Origin of the sequence: Candidatus Phytoplasma ziziphi, from assembly GCF_003640545.1 — a bacterium.
GTDB classification, from domain to species: Bacteria; Bacillota_I; Bacilli_A; order Acholeplasmatales; family Acholeplasmataceae; genus Phytoplasma; species Phytoplasma ziziphi.
On record NZ_CP025121.1, the window covers coordinates 636,954 to 663,217 of the forward strand.

25 protein-coding genes are annotated in these 26,264 nt (G+C 26.1%); 21 read left to right on the plus strand and 4 right to left on the minus strand.

From position 1 onward, the window contains the following. The first annotated feature begins 21 nt into the window (after positions 1-21). The 20 genes from CWO85_RS03065 to CWO85_RS03150 all read left to right on the plus strand — a co-directional run bounded on the left by CWO85_RS03065 (position 22) and on the right by CWO85_RS03150 (position 22,538). Positions 22-1,215: an AAA family ATPase gene (locus CWO85_RS03065; protein WP_121464167.1), complete on the plus strand. Its 1,194-nt coding sequence runs from the start codon at positions 22-24 to the stop codon at positions 1,213-1,215. 3 nt (positions 1,216-1,218) lie between these two features. Further along, on the plus strand, positions 1,219-2,841 hold the full coding sequence (locus tag CWO85_RS03070; RefSeq protein ID WP_121464168.1) for an ATP-binding protein: 1,623 nt from the start codon (positions 1,219-1,221) through the stop codon (positions 2,839-2,841). Positions 2,842-2,966: 125 nt separating this feature from the next. Next, a complete protein-coding gene (locus tag CWO85_RS03075; protein WP_121464169.1) occupies positions 2,967-3,800 on the plus strand; it encodes a coiled-coil domain-containing protein in 834 nt (277 codons plus the stop codon). 24 nt (positions 3,801-3,824) lie between these two features. Beyond that, on the plus strand, positions 3,825-4,169 hold the full coding sequence (locus CWO85_RS03080; protein ID WP_121464170.1) for an SVM family protein: 345 nt from the start codon (positions 3,825-3,827) through the stop codon (positions 4,167-4,169). 33 nt (positions 4,170-4,202) lie between these two features. Further along, positions 4,203-4,328 carry a hypothetical protein gene (locus CWO85_RS03830; protein ID WP_264081092.1) on the plus strand — a complete coding sequence of 42 codons (126 nt, stop codon included), beginning with the start codon at positions 4,203-4,205 and terminating at the stop codon, positions 4,326-4,328. 24 nt (positions 4,329-4,352) lie between these two features. Then, on the plus strand, positions 4,353-4,739 hold the full coding sequence (locus tag CWO85_RS03085; RefSeq protein WP_121463808.1) for an SVM family protein: 387 nt from the start codon (positions 4,353-4,355) through the stop codon (positions 4,737-4,739). Between the two features lie 174 nt (positions 4,740-4,913). Beyond that, positions 4,914-5,282: an SVM family protein gene (locus CWO85_RS03090; RefSeq protein WP_121463809.1), complete on the plus strand. Its 369-nt coding sequence runs from the start codon at positions 4,914-4,916 to the stop codon at positions 5,280-5,282. 231 nt (positions 5,283-5,513) lie between these two features. Next, positions 5,514-6,806, plus strand: a complete 1,293-nt coding sequence (locus CWO85_RS03095) for a hypothetical protein (RefSeq protein ID WP_121463810.1) — start codon at positions 5,514-5,516, stop codon at positions 6,804-6,806. 77 nt (positions 6,807-6,883) lie between these two features. Beyond that, complete coding sequence (locus tag CWO85_RS03100) at positions 6,884-7,090, plus strand: hypothetical protein (protein ID WP_121463811.1); 207 nt, start codon at positions 6,884-6,886, stop codon at positions 7,088-7,090. Further along, positions 7,074-7,313, plus strand: a complete 240-nt coding sequence (locus CWO85_RS03105) for a hypothetical protein (RefSeq protein WP_121463812.1) — start codon at positions 7,074-7,076, stop codon at positions 7,311-7,313. The genes CWO85_RS03100 and CWO85_RS03105 overlap by 17 nt, the downstream gene beginning before the upstream one ends. Positions 7,314-7,315: 2 nt before the next feature. After that, positions 7,316-7,945, plus strand: coding sequence for a YqaJ viral recombinase family nuclease (locus CWO85_RS03110; protein WP_121464171.1), 630 nt, complete (start codon positions 7,316-7,318; stop codon positions 7,943-7,945). Between the two features lie 77 nt (positions 7,946-8,022). Further along, the gene (tmk, locus tag CWO85_RS03115) at positions 8,023-8,661 is read left to right on the plus strand and encodes a dTMP kinase (RefSeq protein WP_121463829.1); all 639 of its coding nucleotides are present in this window, start codon (positions 8,023-8,025) and stop codon (positions 8,659-8,661) included. After that, complete coding sequence (locus CWO85_RS03740; protein WP_201736602.1) at positions 8,645-8,794, plus strand: hypothetical protein; 150 nt, start codon at positions 8,645-8,647, stop codon at positions 8,792-8,794. The genes tmk and CWO85_RS03740 overlap by 17 nt, the downstream gene beginning before the upstream one ends. A 37-nt stretch (positions 8,795-8,831) precedes the next feature. After that, positions 8,832-9,455, plus strand: coding sequence for a hypothetical protein (locus CWO85_RS03120; protein ID WP_121463830.1), 624 nt, complete (start codon positions 8,832-8,834; stop codon positions 9,453-9,455). A gap of 1 nt (position 9,456) precedes the next feature. Further along, positions 9,457-10,950 carry a replicative DNA helicase gene (locus tag CWO85_RS03125; protein WP_121463831.1) on the plus strand — a complete coding sequence of 498 codons (1,494 nt, stop codon included), beginning with the start codon at positions 9,457-9,459 and terminating at the stop codon, positions 10,948-10,950. Between the two features lie 11 nt (positions 10,951-10,961). After that, positions 10,962-12,287: a toprim domain-containing protein gene (locus CWO85_RS03130; protein WP_121463832.1), complete on the plus strand. Its 1,326-nt coding sequence runs from the start codon at positions 10,962-10,964 to the stop codon at positions 12,285-12,287. 154 nt (positions 12,288-12,441) lie between these two features. After that, positions 12,442-13,068 (plus strand): phase variable surface lipoprotein, encoded by a 627-nt coding sequence (locus CWO85_RS03135; protein WP_121463833.1) that lies wholly within the window; start codon positions 12,442-12,444, stop codon positions 13,066-13,068. 416 nt (positions 13,069-13,484) lie between these two features. Continuing rightward, positions 13,485-14,423, plus strand: a complete 939-nt coding sequence (locus CWO85_RS03140; RefSeq protein WP_121463834.1) for an IS3 family transposase — start codon at positions 13,485-13,487, stop codon at positions 14,421-14,423. A gap of 1,609 nt (positions 14,424-16,032) precedes the next feature. After that, entirely contained in the window at positions 16,033-20,490 is a 4,458-nt protein-coding gene (locus tag CWO85_RS03145) for a hypothetical protein (RefSeq protein WP_121464172.1), read from the plus strand. A gap of 575 nt (positions 20,491-21,065) precedes the next feature. Next, a complete protein-coding gene (locus tag CWO85_RS03150) occupies positions 21,066-22,538 on the plus strand; it encodes a leucyl aminopeptidase (protein WP_121464173.1) in 1,473 nt (490 codons plus the stop codon). 174 nt (positions 22,539-22,712) lie between these two features. Here the strand turns inward: CWO85_RS03150 and CWO85_RS03155 are convergent, their stop codons facing one another. The 4 genes from CWO85_RS03155 to CWO85_RS03660 all read right to left on the minus strand — a co-directional run bounded on the left by CWO85_RS03155 (position 22,713) and on the right by CWO85_RS03660 (position 24,492). After that, entirely contained in the window at positions 22,713-22,952 is a 240-nt protein-coding gene (locus CWO85_RS03155; protein ID WP_236628360.1) for a lambda-exonuclease family protein, read from the minus strand. Further along, positions 22,949-23,812, minus strand: a complete 864-nt coding sequence (locus CWO85_RS03160; protein ID WP_121463890.1) for an ATP-binding protein — start codon at positions 23,810-23,812, stop codon at positions 22,949-22,951. Before CWO85_RS03160 ends, CWO85_RS03155 begins: the two co-directional genes overlap by 4 nt. Beyond that, a complete protein-coding gene (locus CWO85_RS03165) occupies positions 23,793-24,209 on the minus strand; it encodes a hypothetical protein (RefSeq protein ID WP_121463891.1) in 417 nt (138 codons plus the stop codon). Before CWO85_RS03165 ends, CWO85_RS03160 begins: the two co-directional genes overlap by 20 nt. 142 nt (positions 24,210-24,351) lie before the next feature. Further along, positions 24,352-24,492, minus strand: coding sequence for a hypothetical protein (locus tag CWO85_RS03660; protein WP_161554991.1), 141 nt, complete (start codon positions 24,490-24,492; stop codon positions 24,352-24,354). 171 nt (positions 24,493-24,663) lie between these two features. Here CWO85_RS03660 and CWO85_RS03170 point away from each other — a divergent pair, with 171 nt between their 5' ends. Beyond that, complete coding sequence (locus CWO85_RS03170) at positions 24,664-25,131, plus strand: hypothetical protein (RefSeq protein ID WP_121464174.1); 468 nt, start codon at positions 24,664-24,666, stop codon at positions 25,129-25,131. Positions 25,132-26,264: the final 1,133 nt, after the last annotated feature.

Genomic DNA, 26,264 nt, shown 5'->3' on the forward strand with positions numbered 1-26,264 from the left:
TTTTGTTAGAAAGGAACTAAGATGACTATCAAAAACAAATCAAATAAAAATTCAACTAATTTAATCATAATCATCATAACATCTATGGTCTTATTTTTAGGGACTTATGTTTGGATTCATCATCAAACTTTAACAGAAACTGAAACAAACCTCATAAGCCATCATAAAAAATTAGAAATCCAAAATAAAAATCTCCAAGAAATGAAAGACAAACTACAACAAAACAAAGATATAATCCAAAACCAAATTACCAATACAAATAAAGAATCACAAGAAACAACAAACACTAATTTACAACAATTAAATAATCAAGAAGAATCAAACTTTCATCCTTCTAATAATCAAAAATTTCCTTCTTTCGACCAATTAATTGGTTTCAAAGAAGAAAAACAAGCCGTAGAAGGTTTTATTGATTACCTTAACAATAAAGAAAACTATATCAATATTGGTGAGGTTGATTCGCCCTTAGGCATCTTAATGTATGGTATTCCTGGTACAGGTAAAACAACCTTAGCTAGAGCCTTAGCCAAAGAAACCAAACTCCCATTCTTTGAAGTAAGTAGCTCTTTATTTTCACAAAAATATAAAGGCTTAGCTCCGCAAATGGTCAAAGATTTATTTGAAGCAGCTAGAAAAGAAGCTGCAAAAAACAATGGCGCCATTATCTTTTTAGATGAATGCGAAACTATTTTTACAGATTTAGGTACCTTAGAAGCAGGGTCTGAAATTGCCAATGTGGTTAATCAATTTAAAACCGAAATGACATCTTTTGAAAACAATCCTGAAAAACCAATTTTCATTATTGGCGCAACTAACCACATCGACCAAATCGATGAAGCTATCAAATCAAGATTCACTTATAACATCGAAGTCAAACCAGGTAATAAAGAAGAAAGAAAGGAATTCTTAGAATTCTTAATCAAGAAACGTAAAAACCCTTACAGTGAAGAAGCAAAACAATATTTATATGAAGTAATTAATGAAGCTTTAGAAAGATTACCAGTTAACCAAGAATTCAAAAAAGTCAATCGTACTTTAGAAAACCTGTTAAAAACAACTGTCACTATCTTCGCTAAAAACCGAGGCCAAGGAGAAACACGAAGAAACCAAATCAATCAAGAAGATTTAAAACAAGCTTACAAAATGATAATCTCACAAGATGACACTATTTTAAACACCATCGAACAAGAAATTAAACCAAAAGGAGACGAATAATATATGTTATCACCATTAGACCTAATTAAAACTTATCTAACCTTTAAGTCTTATTTCACTTGGTTTTTAATGGCTTCCGCCATCTTTGGCATCGTCCTTTTCTTTAAAAGAAAACTTTCCACCAACCAAACAACATACAAAAACCATACTTGGAAAGGCTATTTAACTTATTTTTTAATTATCATGGGTATTTTAAGTTTCATTTACTTATGTTTCTTTCATAAACCAAAAGAACCATCAAGTAAATACGCCAATCAATTAATCGACCAAATCGATAAAGCAATTGACAAATACGATGAAACAATTAATAATTATCACGGCCTTAAAGGCGACTGGGAAAAAGAATTAAACAAAGTTGAAACCGAATTAAAAGAATTATATAAAGCCAAAGAAATAACCCAAGAGCAAAAAGAAAAAATAAAAGAAGCCTTAGATAAAAACGAAGGAAAAATTAAAGAACTAAAAGAACAATTAAAAGATAATACAGGTAATATCGCTATCCTAAAAGGTAAACTTTTACAATTAGAACAAGACAAAGAAGCCAAAGAAAAAGAAATTAAACAAAAACAAGAAGAAGAAAAATTAGCATCCCCCGATGACAAAATAAGATTACAAGCCAAAATCTCTAAATTACAAGACGAACGAAATGAAATAATGGAACAAATAGCACAAGTTTCAACCCAAATCGGCAAATTAGAAGCCGCCCAAAAAAAGTATGAAAATATGCTATCTAACGCTATCAAACTAAAAGAGTCAATACAACGCGATTTTAATGAATTAACATCAGGCGAACAACAACTTTTCACTAAAATCAAAAACGAGGAGGATCGTAGAGCTGAAATTCAAAAAAACATTGATGAAATCGATGTCAAAACAGCAACTATCGAAATAGAAAGAAAACAATTAGAAATTTTACGACAAGGCGCAGACGCATCCAAAATCGCTCTTGATGACTGGGATAAAAAACACGAATTTAGTTTTGGTAACCTTCGAGACGCCCTTTTCCAAGGTGCCGAATTATATATGGATGCTTTTGGTGGGCGCGGTTTCTTAAAAGCAGTAGCAGGCGGAGTTACTAAAAAAGTCGCTGGAACTATTGCCAAAGCGGGTTTAGTGGTCCATGAAACTCATCGAGTAATTAATTTAGCCAAAGATATATTTGTGAATAAAGATGGAACACCTAAAATGATGTCAAAAGAAACTTATGACTCTATTTGTTCTCGTATTGACCGCGAAACAGACAAACTTGATGCCGATTACAAAGACTATAAAAAGAAAAAAGAAGAATATGAAACTCGTCAAGAAACTGTAAATTTAAAGAAAGAAATACAAACAGAGAAAAACCAATTAACTGAATTTAAACAACAAGACGAATCTGTAATCAAAGAATACGAAACCATAACCGAAGATTTAACAAACAAACTAAAAGAAGTTTCGAATCCAGAAGATTTATTTAAAAAACACGTTAATTTAAAACAACAACTAGAACAAAAAAACGAAGAAATCGAAACCGCAAAAGAAGAATTAAAACAAAAAAATCCTAGTTACGCTCGCGCTCAAAAACGCTACGAAGAAAAACAAAAAGAAAAACGATATGCTAAATTTTGTCAACCAATTACTAATTAATAATCATTAAATTTAACCTAATAACTTTTTTATTGGACATTTAATATATAAAATTGTATAATAGTGATATATTCATATTTCAATATTTGATAATAATCACTATTATCGGAAAGGAAATGAAATTTATGAATAATAATTTTTTTAAAAAATGTTTAGTAACTATCGCGATTATTTCACTTCTTGGATTGTTATTATTAATTTGTCTTTACCAAAGAACTAACGATATTAAAAAAGAACGAGAATTAGGAAAATCACCATCATTAAAACATGAATTTAATCAATCAACACCTTCAAGACCCCAACGCGAAACCGAACCTCCAAAACTTAAATTTAAAACAACTCAATCTCATTTCAACCAAGTTGAAGCTTATGTTCTTTCAGAAACTGATGACAAATCTTTATTACCAAATAATCTTTCCCAAGAAGAAAAAATAGAAATTGATAAAATTAGAAAATCTTGGGAACAAATTTTAGGATTTATAAAACAAGATCAAAAAAACATCGATGAATACCAACAAAAATGTGATAATTATAATCACGAAATTAAAGAAATTAAAGATAAATTTCCTTCATTAAAAACTCAACAAACTAATTTACAAAAAAAACACGATGACAAAGTACAAGAAATCAATCAAGTAAAATCACAATTACAAAATAAAAAATCACAACTACAAACTCAAGGAATATCAATTTATAATAATCCTGAAATTGATAAATTACAAGCTGAAATATCTAAATTACAAGACGAAGAAATTGAAATAATCAAACAAATTAGACAAGTTAAAATTGAAATCGGCAAATTAGAAGCCGCCCAAAAAAAGTATGAAAATATGCTATCTAACGCTATCAAACTAAAAGAGTCAATACAACGCGATTATGATAAATCTCAAAAAGATTATCAAAACCAAACAATCACCGACCTTCAAAAACTTTACGACATCACCTCAGACGAGGGATAAAAAAATTAAAGGAGTTATGAATTAATGTTGAAATTAAAAAAACAATTATACTTATTTAAAATAGTTTTATTCGTTTTTTTAGGATTATTTTTAATTGCTAACAATCATCAAGTCATGGCAATGGAAAACAACAAAGGAAAACAAATTTTAAATGATGAACCGAGCGATCAAGAAATTAATAATTTTTTTAAATTAGTAAAAAAAAGTCAAGAAAATATCAAACAACTAAAACAAAAATACCCTCATTTAAAAAATGCTTCCATAAAAGAAATAGAAAATTTCTTATCTTTTAACATAAACCAACAACAAACAAATAATAACAATAAAAAACGAAAATTAGATTTAAATACAATTCCAGAAGAAAACTAAAATTTTAATAGACTCTCATAAAGAGAGTCTTTTGTGTTATCTCAATTCAAACTAAAATATTCAATAAAACACAATTATGATAAATCTCAAAAAGATTATCAAAACCAAACAATCACCGACCTTCAAAAACTTTACGACATCGCCTCAGCTGAGAAATAAAAAAATTAAAGGAGTTATAAATTAATGTTTAAATTAAAAAAACAATTATACTTATTTAAAATAGTTTTATTCGTTTTTTTAGGATTTTTATTTGTTATAAATAACAATAATTATCAAATTATGGCGATGGATGATAATAGTTCTTCATCACAAAATAATAATTACATTTTAAATAATTCTTGTGATTTTTTTTTAGAAACGCAATCAGTTTTTATTAATGAACGAAATTGGCAACTCGCTGGAGAATGGAAAAAAGTAGTTTTAGAGATGCAAAATATGAATAAAAATATCAATCCAGAATTATATCAAAAGTTATTTGCCTTATCGATGAAATTGGGTTCATTAATTCAAATTACAGAACAACAAGGAAAATTAATTTATGAATTAAAAGAAATTAGAAAAAAATTATAACCTCAATAAACATGAGACAAAATCCACAAGATTTATTAAAACAAGAAGAAGAAAAACACGTTAAATTCCATGACTTAGATAAACAATTTTTTTCAATTAAATAAATATTATAAATAATAATTTTGCAAAAAAAAGCAATTAGAAGAATAAATAAATAAGGAGTTATAAGTTAAAATGATGCAAATAAAAAATAAATTACATCTTTTACCATTATTTTTAATGAGTTTTTTAGGATTATTCGCTTTCATCAATATTAATCCAGTTATGGCAACGGATCCAAAACTTCCAGAAACTAGTAGCAGGCAACCTGTTAATCAGAACTTTACTATTGAAGAAAACATAATTAATTTAAAACAGAAAATTTATGATAATGCAACCAAAATAACAAACATAGATAAAGAATTACAAGGAAGTATCACTGATAATCAAAAAGAAAATCTCTTAAAATTAAAAGAAAATTACAAACAATTAATTGATAATCAAAAAGAACAATTAAAAACTTATAAAAACCTTTTAAACAATTTAAATGATGAAAATAACTAAAAATATTATCAACATAAAAATTATCTTTTTTATAAAAAAACCCCTTTCCAAAAGGGGTTTTTTTATTTAACCATACTTACTCATCCAAATAACAAGACTTCTTTAAACAAGAGTCTTTTTTTTATCCCTTTTTACCATTTGTCAGGCAAAAAAAAATTAAAAAAGAATTAGGAGGTTATTAAATAATGTCTAAAGTAATTAAAATTCCCTGTATCTAAAAAATTAATAATTATGTTATTAATTATTAATTTCAATTTTGTCCTTTCCATCAATGCTCATTCTTCTTTTTTTCATAATCAAAACGAAACCAAAATTAAATTAGCGGATTACCAAACCCTCCAACAAGAATGGTTAACCTTCCAACCTAAAATGAAAAGGTATGATATCAGCGTTTTATCCAAAGAAAGTATCCCTGAAATCCTAAAATATTTCAACATTGAATTTGATGAACGTGATTTACCAGAACCTGCCTACAATGATTATGCCGAAGGTTACTTCTGGTGGTTCCTAAAAGATCCTCCTTCAGGACTATTGGGTGTCTATTTTAAACCCCGCTCTAATCCCTTTAATATTAAATATCCTGCTGCAGACAAAAAACACACCTTAGAAGACCTTTTAAAATACGAAATCGCTATCGAAGAAGCTTTCGTATTTTGGGATGCTCAACAAAAAACTCAGGAAGAAAAGTGCAATGTGCAATTAATCAACATCAATCTCTTTGTTGATCAAAGTAAAGAAGAAGCGATTAATAATTACTTAATCCAACAGAAAATCATCCAAAAACCCAAACTAATTAAATTAGGTTGTTATAACCCCACTCCTAACACTGGTTTGGTTGTTCCTTTCCCTTTAGGTGGATTTCTAAGTTTTGAATTTGAGGCTATTTATTTCGATGATGGAATTCGCCTCCTCCCCCAACTAACTTATACCATTGAAGATTTGCTGAAATTATCAAATGGTGCTAAAAATGTTTATCTTTTCACTTTTAGCACCCAAAAAAGAATTAAAAGCATCGAATTACCTGATGCTATTGATCCTTACCAAGCCATTCGAACATGGAAAAGAGATAATAATTTATTTGATTATGAAGGTGAATTTATACGCCAAACTGATAGCATGAAAGTGGTATTGTCAGCATCTCCAAATAGAAAAGAGACTATATCGTGTGAACTTCTCCAACTTAAAAATATTTTTGAAACCGAAAAGGAAAAATTTATTATTTCTTGTAAAGATGAAAAAGTAAAATTGCGTATTTTCAATAATTATAGTTCTGAATATATTAATTGGTTAAGGCAATGTTATATTAAACCTGGCATTTATTATACAGGCGACGAAGTCCGAGATAAATTTGGACGTTTTTGCAAAACCATTTATGATGAAAATGGTAACACCCATTATTATCAATATGTTTCGGGATTTTTCTTTGATAATTGGTATATTGACGGCAATGAATGCGCTCGCACATATTACCATTTTTTAGATACTACACCACCACCCAAAAAACCAGATATCCTCGATTCTTAATTAAAATATCATCCAAAGACCCTTCACAAGGATCTTTTTTATTACCCAATACTTAAAAAAGAAAGGAACCATTAAATATGTTCATTAAAAAAATATTACCATCTTTATCCATTAACATCATTATCTCTATTTTATTAACACCTTTAATTTTTATTAATTATTTAATCAAATTCTATCTTTTTACTTACCAATTAAGCATCCAAAGATTAAAGAAAGGTATCGTAGTTAGATTTTATCAATATCTAACCACTATTAAAACTAATAATCATGTGGAACCGCATTAATACTTGGTTAACAAAATTAAATAATTGGTTTGTTGCTATAAGTAATTGTTTTTTTAATAATCAAAACCAATGGCTTAATTTAGTTTTATTAACCATTATTTTATTATTTTTACCTCATCTCTTATGTTTAATTGATTTTCTTTTTAAATTTTTACATTATATAATTAAATTTATTTATTATTTAGGCCAATATATCATCTCATTATTTAAGAAAGAAAAATAACCATGCAAATCACATTATCCCAACGCACCAAAGAATGGTACCAACATCGAAAAAAATATATTAACGCTTCCGAAATCGGCAGTATCACAGGTAATGATAAATTCCGTTCTTTAGAACAATTAGTCCATGACAAACTCTTTGACACTACTTTCACAAGCAACAAATACACCGAACACGGAAATAAAACCGAACCAATCGCTCGCGCTTTCTTTGAAAAAACAACTCAATTAACTTATCCTGATACCATCTTTACGGATGACAAAGAAAAAATTTTTTCTGCCTCACTTGATGATTATAATGCTAAAACCAACACTCTCTTAGAAATTAAATGTCCTTATGTGGATGAAAACAATAACATCTCCTCCACTTGGAATGGCTTCTTTTTCCACCAAGAAGTCCCTATTAACTACTGGGCCCAAGTCCAATGTCAACTTTATTGTTCCCAAGCAACATTTGCCTACTTTTTAGTTTATTTTAATGATAATGATTATCATGTAGTCAGAATTTACTTAGACAATAATTTTATTACCAAAATGATTCAAGATAGTCAAAAATACTTAACTCTTTTAACCAAAGCCAAAAACGAATTAGAAAAAACCACTTATTTAAAACAATTAAGCAAAATCAAATAATTAATTCATACTTTTAGACCTTCAAATTGAAGGTCTTTTTTTTATACCCAAATTGAAAATTAAAGGAGAAATCAATCATGAAATTAATCGTTTTCGAAGGACTTGACGGGAGTGGAAAAACTTCTCTTATTCACGCCCTTCAACCCCAATTAAAAACCCCTCATCAACTGTATCAAGGTTTAGGGAGTAGTTCACTTGGGAAGGAAATTAGAGATTTATTTTTAAATTTTCAACAAGTAGATTATATCACTCGTTTTTATTTAAGTCTGGCTAATATGTCTCAAATCCAAGCGGAATTAATTGTTCCTCAATTAAAAAATAACCAATTAATTATCTTAGACCGTTGGTTACCATCTACTTATGCTTATCAATTATTTCCCTTTTCTAAGGAAAAGAAACAACTTTTACCTTTAAAAAAGATCTTTAAGATAAATCATGAAACTATCTTAAAAAAACCTGATTTATTAATTTATTTAGACATTGACCCTCTTATCGGAAGAACCAGAAAGAAAAATCAAAAAAACCATCAAAGAGATCTCATTGAAAGACAATCATTAACTTATTTTCAAAATGTTCGCCAAGGATATGATCATTATATCACTCATTATACTAGTGGAGTTAATAAATTAATTTTAAACGGAAGTGATTCTATCAAATCTAATGTCAAACAAATTATTAAACAAATAGGAGTACTATCAAATGGCGATCATAACTAAAAAGACCTGCCAAAATGGCAATACTTACATCTATTTTTCTAATGGAAAAATCAAAACCATTCATAAAGATGGCATCATTACCTGGAAAACAAAAAGAATTTTTAAAACTAAAAAAACCAACAAAAGACCTTAATTTAAAGGTTTTTTTTATTTAAAGAAAGGAATATCAAATGTTAAATAACCAAGATTTTTTTAATATTCAACAATTTAATACTAATATCCAAACTGTGGAAATCTTAAAATGTTTTTTTAAAAAAACTACCTTTAATCTTTCTGTTGACAAGTATATGAAAACCAATTACCAACAATTAAACCATTATTTTAACCAAAATAACATCAACTCTCAAAGTCAAAAAGTCATTTGTGGTAAAATCAATGAATATTTAATTTTATTATACTTAAACAATAAAGGAATCACTAATTTATACCCTCAAGTAAATTTATTTTTTATCCCTGACATTAAATTTGATTTAGTTTTATTTACTAAAAAGAAAAGAATCATCGCTTTTAATTTTAAAACATGTCTTCGTGAACGCTATAAACAAGCCATGATAGAGGCCCAACAACTCAAAAAATTAGATACTCGTTTTGAGTTTTATTTATTAATCAACAACGAACCAGAAACTCAAAGACTAAACAATAAAATCAACCAAGGAAAAATCCAAGGCATTAATCAAGTAATTAACTTATTTTCCAATTCAGCCAACAATTTCTTACAAAACTTAATTACCCGTCAATTCATCCCTTTTTCTAACATCAACATCATTAAAAAAATAAAAAAGGATTTAATATAAAATGTTAACCAACGAACAAAAAGCGTTAAAACAAATCATTTCCTATATGAACCAAAATAAAGCTGAACAATTAAGTTTTTATTTTCAGCTCATTGATCCACAATCTTTTTTAGATAAACAACATACAAAAATCTTTCAGGCCTTAAAATATTTAACTTTAGGAAAAATAACTAATCATCCCTTTGATAAAATAAAGTCTCAAAATGAGATAATCGAAGAATTACTCACCTATCTTCAAACCTATTTCCCCCAAGATAACTTTACTAAAGAATCATTATCTTTTTTAAGTGATGATTTTAGTAAGGAAAATAACCTTAATTTCTTAGATAACTTAAAACATACCTATACCCAAGAAAAACTGTTCCGACAACTCTTAAAATTTATTAGTCCTTCTTTTGAAAATCAAGATCCTTACACTAAAAACTTATATTACCAAGAAATCTTTGATAAATTAAGAAAATTTATGACTTTGATTCCTCACAAATCAGACCAAACCTTATTAACTTTAAATCAAATGTCCTCTTGTCATCCTGAGTTTTTTAAAACCGATCAACAATCCAAACAAAAAATCCAAGAAGAATATTACCGCTTATCAAAAACTTTCCGAGGCTTAAATCAAGCCACAAAAGGATTTAAAAAAAGTCAAATCATCACCATTGGGGGCTATACTGGATTAGGTAAAACCACTTTTGTCTACAATCTTCTTTTAGATATCGCCAAAACCAAACATCAAGAAACTAAACATTATCCCCATATGTTAGTTTTTTCTTATGAAATGACCTTAGAAGAAAATTTAAGTCGATTATTAGCCCACCAAACTCAAATTCCTCTAGATGTTATTTTAGATAAAAATTTGAAAGATTTAAACATCACACTACTCAAATACACGGAAAGGATGAAACAAGCCAAACAATTTTTTGTTAACATTAATTTATCGTTTAGTTATGACAAAAGTAAAAACATTGATTATATCATTGATTTAGTTTATCGCCTTCATTTAGAAAAAAAAGTTGAAATGATTGTCATCGATCATCTTCAAATTACAAAAGCCACAAATCATTTAGAAAATGACCGTCTAGCCATTGACGAAATTATGACTAAACTCAAACAATTAGCCATGGAATTAAACATCGTTATTATCATTCTCTCACAATTTTCGAGAGATACTTATAGCCATTACCAAGGAAAATCCCCTGAAATCACCGCTTTAAAAGGAAGTGGTGGTATCGAAACCAACTCCGACATCGTCTTAATGATGTCTGAATTCCAACCCAAACTATCCAAAGACCAAGAAAAACCTTTGAATATCTATAATCAAAATTGTAATCAATTATATTTAGCATCAAAAAACAATGAATCTCAAAAAATCATTGAATTATCTATTAAAAAGAATCGAAGTGGTACTAAAAAAAACTTAGTTTATCACTTTGAAATGACCACCCAAACCTTTCAAGAAATAGGTTATATCTTACCTTATCTATTAGAAAATTATTAAGGAATTTATCAATGAATTATCAAGAAAAAATAAAACACATCCAAATTCATTTCCCCATGTCAGTTTTATTAAAAAAATTAAATATCATACCACCAAACTTCAACCCCAAATATCGTTTCCCTTGTCCCATTCATCAAGGAAACAATCCTACTTGTTGTCATTTCACTTCTACTAACAAAATTCATTGTTGGAAATGTGGTCGAGATTACGATCTGATTGATGTTTATATGACTATCCGTCAAATTAAATCTTTTTCTAAAGCGATTCAAAGAATAGAAGGATTTATGAATTCTTTCGAATTTAAAACCTTAATCCAACAAGAAAAAGAAACAACGCAAACAACTACTAACCCTTTTCAACAACCATATCATCCAATTAAACCAAAACAACCAGTTGACGAACAGGAAATTAATATCAAAAAGAAACAATTATTTAAAAAAATCTCACCCTTATTCAACCAAATTAGAGATTATTATCATTATTTATTAACCATTAATCGCAACAACGAAAGTCAACCAGGAATAGAATATTTAACTCAAAAAAGAAAACTCACTGTAGAAACTATTAAAGAATTTAAACTAGGCTATGCCCCATTATCTGATAAACCTTTATCTTTTCGGTTAGTAAATTACTGTCAAAAGAAAAATATTAATATCGATAAATTATTAGAATATGGTTTTATCAAAGAAAAAACTAATCAACAAAGAAAAAAATATTATCATGATACTTTCCATGGTTCAATTATTATCCCCATTGAAAATGGTTATCATCAAACTTTTCATTTTTATCAAAACCATTTTCGCGAAGTTTCTTATTTCCAACCTAAATATAAATCCCTCAATAATTTTAGTCAAACACCTACTTTTCATTTCAGTTATCGTTTTTTTGAAGCATTACCTTTTATTAAACAAACGAAAACCATCATTATTCATGAAGGTTTTTTCGATGTCATTAGTTGTTGGCAAAACAATATTAAAAACGTTGTCGGTCTCATTTGTGTCACTCAACTACTTTCTAAATCACAAATAGAAATTCTAAAAAAAGAAAATATCAAAGTAATTATTGCCTTAGATAATGACGAAACAGGCCGAAAACGAAGCGAAGCCTTAGGAGAACAACTAACCTTACAAGAAATCCCTTATGAAATTAGAAGAATTCTACCCCCTTATGATCAAACTTGTAAAGATGTCGATGATTTAATCGGTCAATACGGAAAAGAAGCATATCAAAAATGTTTTTTAGCTCCATATATTACTTATGAAGAGGCCAAAAAGAAAATCATCGTCGATTTAGCGGTTCATTTCTTTGGCGAAGACAAAGTTGAAGTAATTAATTAAATTATTTTTTTACACCAAAATATATAACATCTACACATATAAATATATCAACATACCCCAAAATAAGCGCATATACCCTAAATTTTGCGATTTTATTTTTCGCAAATTCGGGGTTTTTTATTTTTATAACAAACCAAACAAAAGGAGAAAAGAAATGAAAAACGACACTAGTCAAGAAATTAGAATCGGGGGCTGGAACACAAAAACCACCCCTAATGATTTAACCCAAATTAAAAAATTTTTAAAAATATTAAAAGAAGATTTAATTAATCTCACTATTATTGCTCATTCCAAAAAGAAAAATACTTACCAAGAAGCTAATTACCGTCCCAAAAACCAAACTCTCTTCGTCGATCCTCAAATCTTAGAAGAAATGAAACAAACAAAAATCACCTTAATTAATGATAATTTTTCTTCTAGTAATAGCAAACTATTACTTTCTGATTTAACCCCGCTTAAAAGACAAAATAACTCCCTTAAATACCTATTTAATATCTTCCAAATCAATTATAAAAATGAATCTAAAAATATCATCAAAAAATTAATTGGCAAAATCAATCTTCATAAACTAGAAAACTTACAATTATACCAACTAGACCCTCAAAAACTGGATAAATATCATAAACCCATAAAAACAAACTATAAGAAAGGGTTAAACATCATCTATTATCGCCAAGAAGATTTAAAATACATTCAATCTTTTTTAACAAAAGATAAACAAGGTTATCGGGTTAAAAAGCTACATCCCAAATATAAATATATACCTAAACAACAAGAATGACACTTTTATGACACTTCATTGACGCTTTTATGACACTTTATTGACGCTTTTATGACACTTCACTGACACTTTTATGACAATTTGACTTTGAAAATAATCTATATAAAGATTAACTCATTGAAGGAGTGATATTTGATATTTTATATCGATAATGATAATGATACTCGATATTTGATATTATCGCATTATCATTTTTTATATCATTATTATTTATCGATATCATAAAAACCTCTTTTTAGTAATTTTATTTTTTTAATTTATTTCAATCATTAAATCAACTTTAATTTTTAAATTAATTGCCTTCCCAAGTATTGATTATTATCTATGAAACAAAAAGATGCACGCGCTGAAGCGCTTATTTAGAGTTATAATAGTTGATATATTTAAAATAATTTATAAAGATAATTGGTATTAAGATGCAAAAATTAAAACAAAAAATTAAATTATTACAAAAAATGATTGAAAAAATTAAAAAAATTGATAAAAAAATGGTTTTTCATTTAGTTAAGCAATTCAATCAAACCCTGAATTTAACCACCATTTTAAAAACAATTCAAATTAAAAGAAGTACTTATTATTATTGGTTGAAAATAAAAGCTAAACTAAAAGAAAAAGAAGAAAAATACCTGTTACAACAAAAACGGATTAAAGCTTTATGTTTCCATTATCAATATTTTTACGGTCATCGGAAAATCACTGATTTATACCAAAAAATCTTTAACGAATTCATCACCAAGAAAAAAGTTTATCTCATCATGAAAAAAAACGACATTAGTTGTCGTTTAAGAATCAAAAAAAATTTTACTTACCATAATTTAAAAAATAATCTCCAAATAATTCCTAATTTAATCAATCAAGATTTTATGGCCACCAAACCCCTCCAAAAACTCTTTACTGACATCACTTATTTCAAAACGAATCAAGGTTTTCTCTATTTTTCTTGTATTATCGACTCTTTTAACAACCAAATAATTGCTTCACATGTTTCAAACCAACAAAATAAAGATTTAGTTTTAAATACTATTAAAAAACTTCCAAAATTAAAAGAACCTTGTATCATTCACTCCGATCAAGGAAAAGTTTATCAATCGCTCAAAATTCAACAAACTTTAACAAAAAAAGGTTTTTTAATCAGCATGTCAAGAAAAGCTACCCCTCGTGATAACGCCATCATTGAAAACTTTTTCGGCCAAATGAAAACAATTTTACAACATCAAAATCCTTTTTTATTTCAAAAATCTCCTGATAAAATGAAAAAATTAATTAATCATTTTCCTAAATTTTGGAATAATAAGTGGATTTTAAGTAAATTAAACCATTCAACTCCATCTCAATATATTCAAAAACTAAGATAAATTTTTAGTTGAATGAACATAAAATAATATAACCTTGAAAAAGGTTACTTTAGTGCGCTTTTTTTACCTAAAAATAGTAAAATTTAAAAAAAATATCATTTTCTTTCATTTTGTTGACGAGTTTTTAACTTTTTTTACCTAACTATATAGTGAAGGGTTAAAATATTAAAAAAATATCTTTTGAAACTAAAGAATTATCAAAAAAAGTTTAGACACTTTTTAATTCAACAAAATATTTCCTTAGTTTGAAAAGATAGGAAATTATCTATTAATTTTTAGTCTTAAAGAGTCATTTTAAAAATTAAATTTGTTTAAAAAAAGGAAACAGCTCAAACACAACTAAAATACAAATAAACACAGCTAAAACATAACTAAAACACAGTTAAACAACTAAAATAGAACTAAAAAGATAAAAACGCCCATAAAACCAAGATTAAACATATTTTATGTGTTAAAAAAGATAAAACACGCGTAGGAAAATAAAAAATACGCGTTAAAAAAATAAATTAAATAAGAAAGAGGCAAAACATGCAAAATTACATATATAATGCATTAGAAAGTTTTTATTATAACAACCAAGACCGCGAAATAGCATATGGGAACAATTTCAAAGCGTTATTTAATCGGGGTTGTTAAATGTTCATGAACCATTCCAAACAAAAATTTTTATCATCTCTTGAAAATTAGTAATAATCAATAACAATTTTTAAACAAAAATAAAATTAAAAGAAAGACATGAATGAAATCTAAAAACCTAATTAAAAATAAATATATGTGTAGAAACGAGTTTTGAAAATAAAAAAAATAAAACTCAAATTTTATTTTTGAGTTTTATTTTTAGTATTTATTTTGATTATTTCATTTTTTTAAGCTTGATAAGGGATTCGAAAAACAACTCATATATGTTTTTATATATGTTTTTTAAATAATAATTTGATGATGATTCTTATATTTATTTAGTTTCTGCATTTTAAAAAAATTAGCAATAACAGGAAATAAAAACGATAACAAGTGTAGAATCACAAGTTCTTTTTTGAAAAATAAATAGATTTACTTTGTTTAATTTCTAAATATTTTTTTCTTCTAAAATATAAACATCATTTGAAACAACTTTTTTTATTTTTATTTAGCACAATATATAAAAAATATCCTTAATTTAAGTAAAAAAATAGAGTTTAAGTTTCAAAGTTAAACTCTTAAAAATTAAAATTGTTTAAATTACCTATGACATTACGCTACATAATCATCGACTAACAATACAAAAAAACAAGAACAAAATACATTGATAATAATATTTATAATCTTTATTTTTTTCATATTTATAAATTTTATAATGATTTGAATTTTTTCTTTGACATAAGATAAGATTAAAAAAAATTCAAAATTATTATTTAAAAAGCATATATAAATTGTTTTTTTTTTTTTTTGTTTAAAATTTTTACATGAAATAATAAAATAAAATTTAAAATTATTATTTTAAAAGTTAAAATTTTTTTTAACTTAAATAGAAATTAAGAAAGGTATTAAAATAAAATTTAAAATTATTATTTTAAAAGTTAAAATTTTTTTTAACTTAAATAGAAATTAAGAAAGGTATTAAAACCAAAATATGAAACTTCAAACAAAAAAAATATGTTTTCGGACATTCCACGCGATTATCATTATATTTTTTACATTAGGATATTGTTTTTTTAATAATTTAATAAATATCCAGGCGGATCCAACGCAAGATTCAACGCAAGCGGATCCAACGCAAGATTCAACGCAAGCGGGTCCAACGCAAGATTCAACGCAAGCGGGTCCAACGCAAGATTATATAAACAATATAAAAACAACAGAAGAGGCACGCAAGACATCAGAAACAAGCCAATTAAAAATAAAAGCACCTTATTATGTACCACCTTCACCTACTCAACCAGAATTATCTACTGATTTAAAAAATACAAACTTAGGTGAAATTGTAGATAAAGAAAAATCAACTATTGAAGCTAAAGTTAAACAACAAAATGCTAATTTACAAAACAAAAATATTCAAGCTACATCAATAGAAGATACAAAAGCTAAAATTACATCTGATAGTTATAAAGGTGAAGTAGAAGTTCAATTTACTGTTCGACCAGAATTATCTACTGATTTAAAAAATACAAACTTAGGTGAAATTGTAGATAAAGAAAAATCAACTATTGAAGCTAAAGTTAAACAACAAAATGCTAATTTACAAAACAAAAATATTCAAGCTACATCAATAAAAGATACAAAAGCTAAAATTACATCTGATAGTTATAAAGGTGAAGTAGAAGTTCAATTTACTGTTCAACCAGAATTATCTACTGATTTAAAAAATACAAACTTAGGTGAAATTGTAGATAAAGAAAAATCAACTATTGAAGCTAAAGTTAAACAACAAAATGCTAATTTACAAAACAAAAATATTCAAGCTACATCAATAAAAGATACAAAAGCTAAAATTACATCTGATAGTTATAAAGGTGAAGTAGAAGTTCAATTTACTGTTCAACCAGAATTATCTACTGATTTAAAAAATACAAACTTAGGTGAAATTGTAGATAAAGAAAAATCAACTATTGAAGCTAAAGTTAAACAACAAAATGCTAATTTACAAAACAAAAATATTCAAGCTACATCAATAAAAGATACAAAAGCTAAAATTACATCTGATAGTTATAAAGGTGAAGTAGAAGTTCAATTTACTGTTCGACCAGAATTATCTACTGATTTAAAAAATACAAACTTAGGTGAAATTGTAGATAAAGAAAAATCAACTATTGAAGCTAAAGTTAAACAACAAAATGCTAATTTACAAAACAAAAATATTCAAGCTACATCAATAAAAGATACAAAAGCTAAAATTACATCTGATAGTTATAAAGGTGAAGTAGAAGTTCAATTTACTGTTCAACCAGAATTATCTACTGATTTAAAAAATACAAACTTAGGTGAAATTGTAGATAAAGAAAAATCAACTATTGAAGCTAAAGTTAAACAACAAAATGCTAATTTACAAAACAAAAATATTCAAGCTACATCAATAGAAGATACAAAAGCTAAAATTACATCTGATAGTTATAAAGGTGAAGTAGAAGTTCAATTTACTGTTCAACCAGAATTATCTACTGATTTAAAAAATACAAACTTAGGTGAAATTGTAGATAAAGAAAAATCAACTATTGAAGCTAAAGTTAAACAACAAAATGCTAATTTACAAAACAAAAATATTCAAGCTACATCAATAAAAGATACAAAAGCTAAAATTACATCTGATAGTTATAAAGGTGAAGTAGAAGTTCAATTTACTGTTCAACCAGAATTATCTACTGATTTAAAAAATACAAACTTAGGTGAAATTGTAGATAAAGAAAAATCAACTATTGAAGCTAAAGTTAAACAACAAAATGCTAATTTACAAAACAAAAATATTCAAGCTACATCAATAGAAGATACAAAAGCTAAAATTACATCTGATAGTTATAAAGGTGAAGTAGAAGTTCAATTTACTGTTCGACCAGAATTATCTACTGATTTAAAAAATACAAACTTAGGTGAAATTGTAGATAAAGAAAAATCAACTATTGAAGCTAAAGTTAAACAACAAAATGCTAATTTACAAAACAAAAATATTCAAGCTACATCAATAAAAGATACAAAAGCTAAAATTACATCTGATAGTTATAAAGGTGAAGTAGAAGTTCAATTTACTGTTCAACCAGAATTATCTACTGATTTAAAAAATACAAACTTAGGTGAAATTGTAGATAAAGAAAAATCAACTATTGAAGCTAAAGTTAAACAACAAAATGCTAATTTACAAAACAAAAATATTCAAGCTACATCAATAGAAGATACAAAAGCTAAAATTACATCTGATAGTTATAAAGGTGAAGTAGAAGTTCAATTTACTGTTCAACCAGAATTATCTACTGATTTAAAAAATACAAACTTAGGTGAAATTGTAGATAAAGAAAAATCAACTATTGAAGCTAAAGTTAAACAACAAAATGCTAATTTACAAAACAAAAATATTCAAGCTACATCAATAAAAGATACAAAAGCTAAAATTACATCTGATAGTTATAAAGGTGAAGTAGAAGTTCAATTTACTGTTCGACCAGAATTATCTACTGATTTAAAAAATACAAACTTAGGTGAAATTGTAGATAAAGAAAAATCAACTATTGAAGCTAAAGTTAAACAACAAAATGCTAATTTACAAAACAAAAATATTCAAGCTACATCAATAGAAGATACAAAAGCTAAAATTACATCTGATAGTTATAAAGGTGAAGTAGAAGTTCAATTTACTGTTCAACCAGAATTATCTACTGATTTAAAAAATACAAACTTAGGTGAAATTGTAGATAAAGAAAAATCAACTATTGAAGCTAAAGTTAAACAACAAAATGCTAATTTACAAAACAAAAATATTCAAGCTACATCAATAAAAGATACAAAAGCTAAAATTACATCTGATAGTTATAAAGGTGAAGTAGAAGTTCAATTTACTGTTCGACCAGAATTATCTACTGATTTAAAAAATACAAACTTAGGTGAAATTGTAGATAAAGAAAAATCAACTATTGAAGCTAAAGTTAAACAACAAAATGCTAATTTACAAAACAAAAATATTCAAGCTACATCAATAAAAGATACAAAAGCTAAAATTACATCTGATAGTTATAAAGGTGAAGTAGAAGTTCAATTTACTGTTCAACCAGAATTATCTACTGATTTAAAAAATACAAACTTAGGTGAAATTGTAGATAAAGAAAAATCAACTATTGAAGCTAAAGTTAAACAACAAAATGCTAATTTACAAAACAAAAATATTCAAGCTACATCAATAGAAGATACAAAAGCTAAAATTACATCTGATAGTTATAAAGGTGAAGTAGAAGTTCAATTTACTGTTCAACCAGAATTATCTACTGATTTAAAAAATACAAACTTAGGTGAAATTGTAGATAAAGAAAAATCAACTATTGAAGCTAAAGTTAAACAACAAAATGCTAATTTACAAAACAAAAATATTCAAGCTACATCAATAAAAGATACAAAAGCTAAAATTACATCTGATAGTTATAAAGGTGAAGTAGAAGTTCAATTTACTGTTCAACCAGAATTATCTACTGATTTAAAAAATACAAACTTAGGTGAAATTGTAGATAAAGAAAAATCAACTATTGAAGCTAAAGTTAAACAACAAAATGCTAATTTACAAAACAAAAATATTCAAGCTACATCAATAGAAGATACAAAAGCTAAAATTACATCTGATAGTTATAAAGGTGAAGTAGAAGTTCAATTTACTGTTCGACCAGAATTATCTACTGATTTAAAAAATACAAACTTAGGTGAAATTGTAGATAAAGAAAAATCAACTATTGAAGCTAAAGTTAAACAACAAAATGCTAATTTACAAAACAAAAATATTCAAGCTACATCAATAGAAGATACAAAAGCTAAAATTACATCTGATAGTTATAAAGGTGAAGTAGAAGTTCAATTTACTGTTCAACCAGAATTATCTACTGATTTAAAAAATACAAACTTAGGTGAAATTGTAGATAAAGAAAAATCAACTATTGAAGCTAAAGTTAAACAACAAAATGCTAATTTACAAAACAAAAATATTCAAGCTACATCAATAGAAGATACAAAAGCTAAAATTACATCTGATAGTTATAAAGGTGAAGTAGAAGTTCAATTTACTGTTCAACCAGAATTATCTACTGATTTAAAAAATACAAACTTAGGTGAAATTGTAGATAAAGAAAAATCAACTATTGAAGCTAAAGTTAAACAACAAAATGCTAATTTACAAAACAAAAATATTCAAGCTACATCAATAGAAGATACAAAAGCTAAAATTACATCTGATAGTTATAAAGGTGAAGTAGAAGTTCAATTTACTGTTCAACCACAACCACAAACAAAAGAAGATAAACCAGTTTATAAAGAACCATGGTTCTGGATAACATTAACAATTTCAATAATTGTGATTATATCAGTCATATTTGCCATTCGCAAAAAAAACCAAGCATCTAAATAAAAAAGACTTTTAAGTCTTTTTTATTTTTAAATTTTTAATTTTTAAAAAACATATTATAAATGATAAAATATATCATTAAAAAATAAAAAAACCAAAATTTAAAACCAAATCGTTTATAAAAAATAAACAATTTGGTTTTTTTATTTTATCTCAAAAATATAATCTAATTAAATAAAAAAAATTATCAAAAAAATAAATTTTAAATCTTAATTTTTAACAAAACAAAAATATTAAAAAATGATAAAATACTTATATGTTTGTATTTAAAATTCTTATTTTTAGTTTCTATTTACAATAGTTATAATAAAATAAATAATTTTATTTTAATTTGTAAAAAAAATAGAAAAGAAAGATAAATAAAATTAATTTTATTTAAATTAAAATTTAACTTCAATAATTTGCGTTCATCTTAAGATAATACATTTCCAAAATATCTTTTAAATATGAAAATAAATCTTTTGATTGAATTTAAATAATATGTTATTATAAAAAATATGTAGAATAATACTATATTTAAAATAAATATTTTTGAACTCTAAATATATAATAAAATAAAGAAAGAAGAGATATAAAAAATGAATATAAATTTTTCTTTTTCAAAAGAACCAATTTTAAATGGAGATGTAGCTATTTTATTAAAAACAACTCAAAATAAAAAACCTTTTGGTTTAAAAGAAGTAGACCCACAACAAACTATTTTAAAGGTGATGTCTTTAGAAGGTTTTAAAGGGGAAGAAAATCAAAAAATAGAACTCTTAGTACCTCATGGTTCCTCTTTCGATCGACTTAATATTTTGGGTTTAGGTGATGTATCTTCTCAAAAAAATGATTTTTGGGTTAATACAGGTGGTAAAGTTTTTGATTTAGTAAAAAAAGCTAAAAAAGTAGTTATTTTTTTAGATTTAGAAGAAAAATCTGTTGATCGTGATCAAGTAAAAGATTTTTTAATAGGTTTTATGTTAAAAAATTATACTTTTGATCGTTATTTAACGAAAAAAACAGAAGATAACGAAAAAGTTTTTATTCACATAGTAAATCAAGAAGCGGATAATTACCAAAAAGTTTTACAAGAAGCTAAAGCGGTTGCGGAAGGGGTTCATTTAAGTCGTGATTTAGTCAATGAACCAGCTAATGTTTTAGGAACAGAAGAATTTTTAGATCAAGCTCAAAAATTAAAAGATTTAGGAATTATAGTAGAAGTTTTAGATAAAAAAGCGATGACTGATTTAGGCATGAGATCGCTTTTAGCTGTTTCTCAAGGTTCTTCCAGACCTCCTTTTTTAGTAATCATGCGTTGGGAAGGCGGTCAGAAAGAAGAAACTCCTTTAGCTTTTATAGGAAAAGGAGTAGTTTTTGATACTGGTGGAATTTCTATCAAATCATCTTTAGGAATGGAAGATATGAAAGCTGATATGGGCGGAGCTGCTACAGTAGTTGGTTTAATGCGTCTTTTAGCTACTCGTCAAGCTAAAGTTAATGTTGTCGGAGTGATTGGGTTAGTTGAAAATACCCCTAGTTCTACCGCTCAAAGACCAGGAGACATTGTAGTTTCCATGTCAGGCCAAACTATTGAAGTTATTAACACAGATGCCGAAGGAAGAATGGTTTTAGCCGACGCTTTATGGTATTGCGAAACTATTTTAAAACCTAAATTAATGATTGATTTAGCTACTTTGACAGGAGCTATTTTAGTAGCTTTAGGTCAAGAGCATGCTGGTCTTTTCTCTAATGAAACTAAATTAACTCAACAATTATTAGACGCTGGTAAAAAAACAGGAGAAAAATTGTGGCCAATGCCTTTAAGTAAAGAATATGATTGTTTAATTAATAGTAAAAACGCTGATATGAAAAACTCCGCAGGTCGTTACGCTAGTTCCATTACGGCGGCTCAATTTTTAAAACGTTTTGTACATCATACTCCATGGGCTCATTTAGATATCGCAGGAACTGCTATGGGAACGAAACCTAATTCCATTAATAATTCATGGGGAACAGGTTTTGGAGTACGTTTATTAAATGAATTTATTAAAGCTAATTACGAAAAATAATAATTTTTTTCTAATTTAAATATAAAAAAACCAAACTTAAAAGATTAAGTTTGGTTTTTTTATTATTTTGCAAAATTCAAAAACTTTAAATACTTTTTTTATTTTTTAAAAAAATCTTTAAACTAATATCAAAAAATAATTTTTTTTATTTTAACGACACTTTTTTATCTTTTTTTATATATATAATATTTTTGTTTTCACTGAAAAAAATAAATTCGCTTTTGGTTCGGTTTTTTTACCATGTTCCATCGCGGGATTAGAAATAAAGGAACTACCAAATAATTTTTTTTTAATTAAGTCTTCTTTGGTTTCGTAAGGATTGAGACCCATAATGGTTCCTATTTCAGAAGCGTTCACAAAATTTTTACGATGTTGAAACCAGGCCCAACTATTCTGTTTTAAATTAATTTTCATTTTAAAACTCCTTTTTGAGATTGATTTAAATTATTATGAGTCAAATCTAAATTATAAAATTGGCACATTTTTTTGAGTTTATTAATGATACGAAGGGCTTTTAGAATTTGATTATTATCATTAGTAATTTTTAAATGTTCTGACAATTGTGAAGGATTTAAATTACTACTAATAAAAGTAATTAATCCTTTTTCTTGACGAGCGTTTAAAAGAGGATATAAAATATCATCGCGAAAATAAATGCTTAAATTTTCCGCTCCCAAATCATCTAAGAATAAATAAGGAATATTTCTTAAATGATCCATTTTGTTATTTAATTCTTCATCAAACCATCCTGGCTTAAATTGTCTAGGTAAATCTGGAAGGAAAAGAAACAAAAAATCTTTTTTTTCTTTAAGAAAATATTGCATTATTAATTTAAAGAAAAATGTTTTACCAGTATTAAAATCGCCATAAAGATATAAACTAGGTTTTGTTTGTTCACTTTCGAAATAATTCCAATATTTTTTAATAATCTTGTTATTTGTAAAATTGGCTATATTCATCGTTTTTAATTTTTCTAAATTCAAACTTTGATTAAATAAAGAATGGATTTTTTGAAGCTTATTTTGAAAATGATAAAATATAATTTGATCTGTCTCTTTATAAAACATCTGCATATATGATTTCTTTTTTAAAATCAATTGATAACCAAAAGGTGTTTCTTTTTTAGCTTTTAAATATTTTCCGATAGTGATTAAATCTTCTTCATGATAATCTTTACCATAAACCCAACCTTTTAATTCAAGTGAAGTTTTGATTTTATTTTTAATTTCTTCTTGATAAGAAAGAATGATTTGATTATTTTGTGTTTTTGTCATCAGATATCATTATCTCTCCAAAAAGTTTTTTTCGGTTTCTTTCAATTAAATCATCCCAACCATCTTCTTGAGGTGCTTCTCCAAAAACTTGTTGATATAATTTTTCATTTAAAGCGACCATTGTATTTATTTCAGGTTCTTGTTTTAAATATAAAATTTTCTTTTGAAGATCAAAAGTATATTTCTTAGTCATTTGTAAATTCATTTGAATTTTAAAAGGTGGACTTTTTATTTTTTTCAAAATTACCAGTATTTCATAAAGGTCAGCATAATTAAGATATAAAGTTTGGTTATTCACGTTATAATTAGTTTTTTGATTAAATAAACGAATTTTAAAATAATTTTGTTGAATTAAAAAATTAATGATTTCTTTTAAACCATATAAATATTTATTCATTTTTGAAATCTCCTTTTTCAGTTTGACTTATTTCGAAACAAAAAAAATAAGTCAAACTATTTTTTTAATAAATAGTTGACTTATTTTAACTTTCCAACTGGTTCCATTTTAGTGAAGCGGGACAAAGTGACAAAAAAGAAAATCAAGATGAAACAGCAACAAAATCAGATGAAGATTTAAGCGCAAAAATAACAAAATTAATTAAAACAGTAGAAGGCCAAGGCACAACATTAACTAATTTAAATACAACAGTAAACAACCAAGCATCAACAATTAAATACATTAAATGCAACAGCAAACGAACAAGGTTCACAAATCAGTTCATTAACTACAAATATAAATAAACAAAACACAACATTTAATGGCGTTATAGAAAAAAATAAATGAAAATATAGAAACAGAAAATCAAAATATAAACAACCAAATCAAAAAATTAAATGAAATAGAATCAACAGTGCAAGGTCAAACAACAAAATTAACTGATTTAAATACAACAGTAAGCGGCCAAACAGAAAAAATAAAAAAAATAGATGAATTAAAAACAAAAGTAGAAGGCCAAGATACAAAAAGCGATTTATTAAAAGAAGATACAAAATTACAAATCTCAAAATTAGATTATATTATAACAGCCATAAATAACGGTATGGAAGCAGCAGAACAAAAAACAAACAACGCGTTGGAAGCTATAGACGAAGAACAAAAAAAACAAGACACAGCAATAGAAGAACACAACAAACATTTAGGTCAAATTGACATAAAAATTACCGGAATAAAAAGCGAACAAGAAGGCCAAGCTAAAGAAATAAAAGACAACAAAGAAACAGCAGCAACAGAAACAGCAAAACTAGGTGAAGTCGTAAAAGACAACAAAGAAACAGCAGACGCAAACACAGCACAACAAGCTAAACACAATAGAAGATAACAAAAAAGAAACAGACGCAACAGCAGCAAAACAAGCTAAAGACATAAAAGACAACAAAGACAAAGCAGACGCAGACACAGAAGCAGGGAAAAAAATCGCGAATGAAACAAACAACCGACTTGACAACACAATAGACGGAATAAATAAAATTACAGCACGTCAAGAAGACATTAATGTTGGTTTAAGAGACCAAAATAACAACAATAATACACCAGGTGCACCAAGACAATAATTAGTTGATAAAGCTAATAAAAAGAATTAGAATATAGATACATTCAATGTATCTATATTTTTAAAACAAATTAAAAGCTGTTATATAAAAAAAATCCTAATAGGATTTTTTAAGCAATACAAAAAAAATAACAAAATAAAAAAAGCTATATAACAAAAAAACGAGCCCGCACGCTCGTTTTTAAGAACCAAAAATTAAAGATGAATAAAATAATTGATTAATGCAAATACAAAAGTATTTGAAAGTATTATTATTTTATAAAAAGGGATTTAGAAAGATATAAAAAAAACCTTTTTATACTTACATTATATAACAAACAAAATAAAAAACAAAATTAAAAGAATACAATAACAAAATTAAATTTTAATTCAAAAAGACCTTTATTATTTTATATAAAAAAATAAATTATATATACAAATAAAGAAAAACGGAGGTAATATTATTAAAAATTATAATAAAAAAAAGGAGAATATACGTTTTGAATAAAAAAGAACGCAAAGAATTTATAGATAAATTAAAATTAATTATTAAAGAAAAAAACAACTCTTAGGAAATAGTGAAACTTTACAATTTTTCAAAAGATATATTAAACATAAAATAAAAACAATTTACGATTTACAGCCAATATATGATGAGAGTATAAAAATATTAAGGCATCATTGATAAATAAAATAAGGAGTTCCTACTTTAATAAAATAAAACTTTTTAAAATAACTAAATTTTGAAACCAAATTATTTATTAAAAAATACATATTTTGGCTTTTTTTCTTTTATATGTAGAAAGTTAAACAAGAAAAGAGGGTTAAAATATCAAAAGTGATTAAAACAGTATAAACATTAGAAAAAAACAACAGTGAATACCAAAATGAAAAATTTAAAATCGAAAATGATGACGACAAAT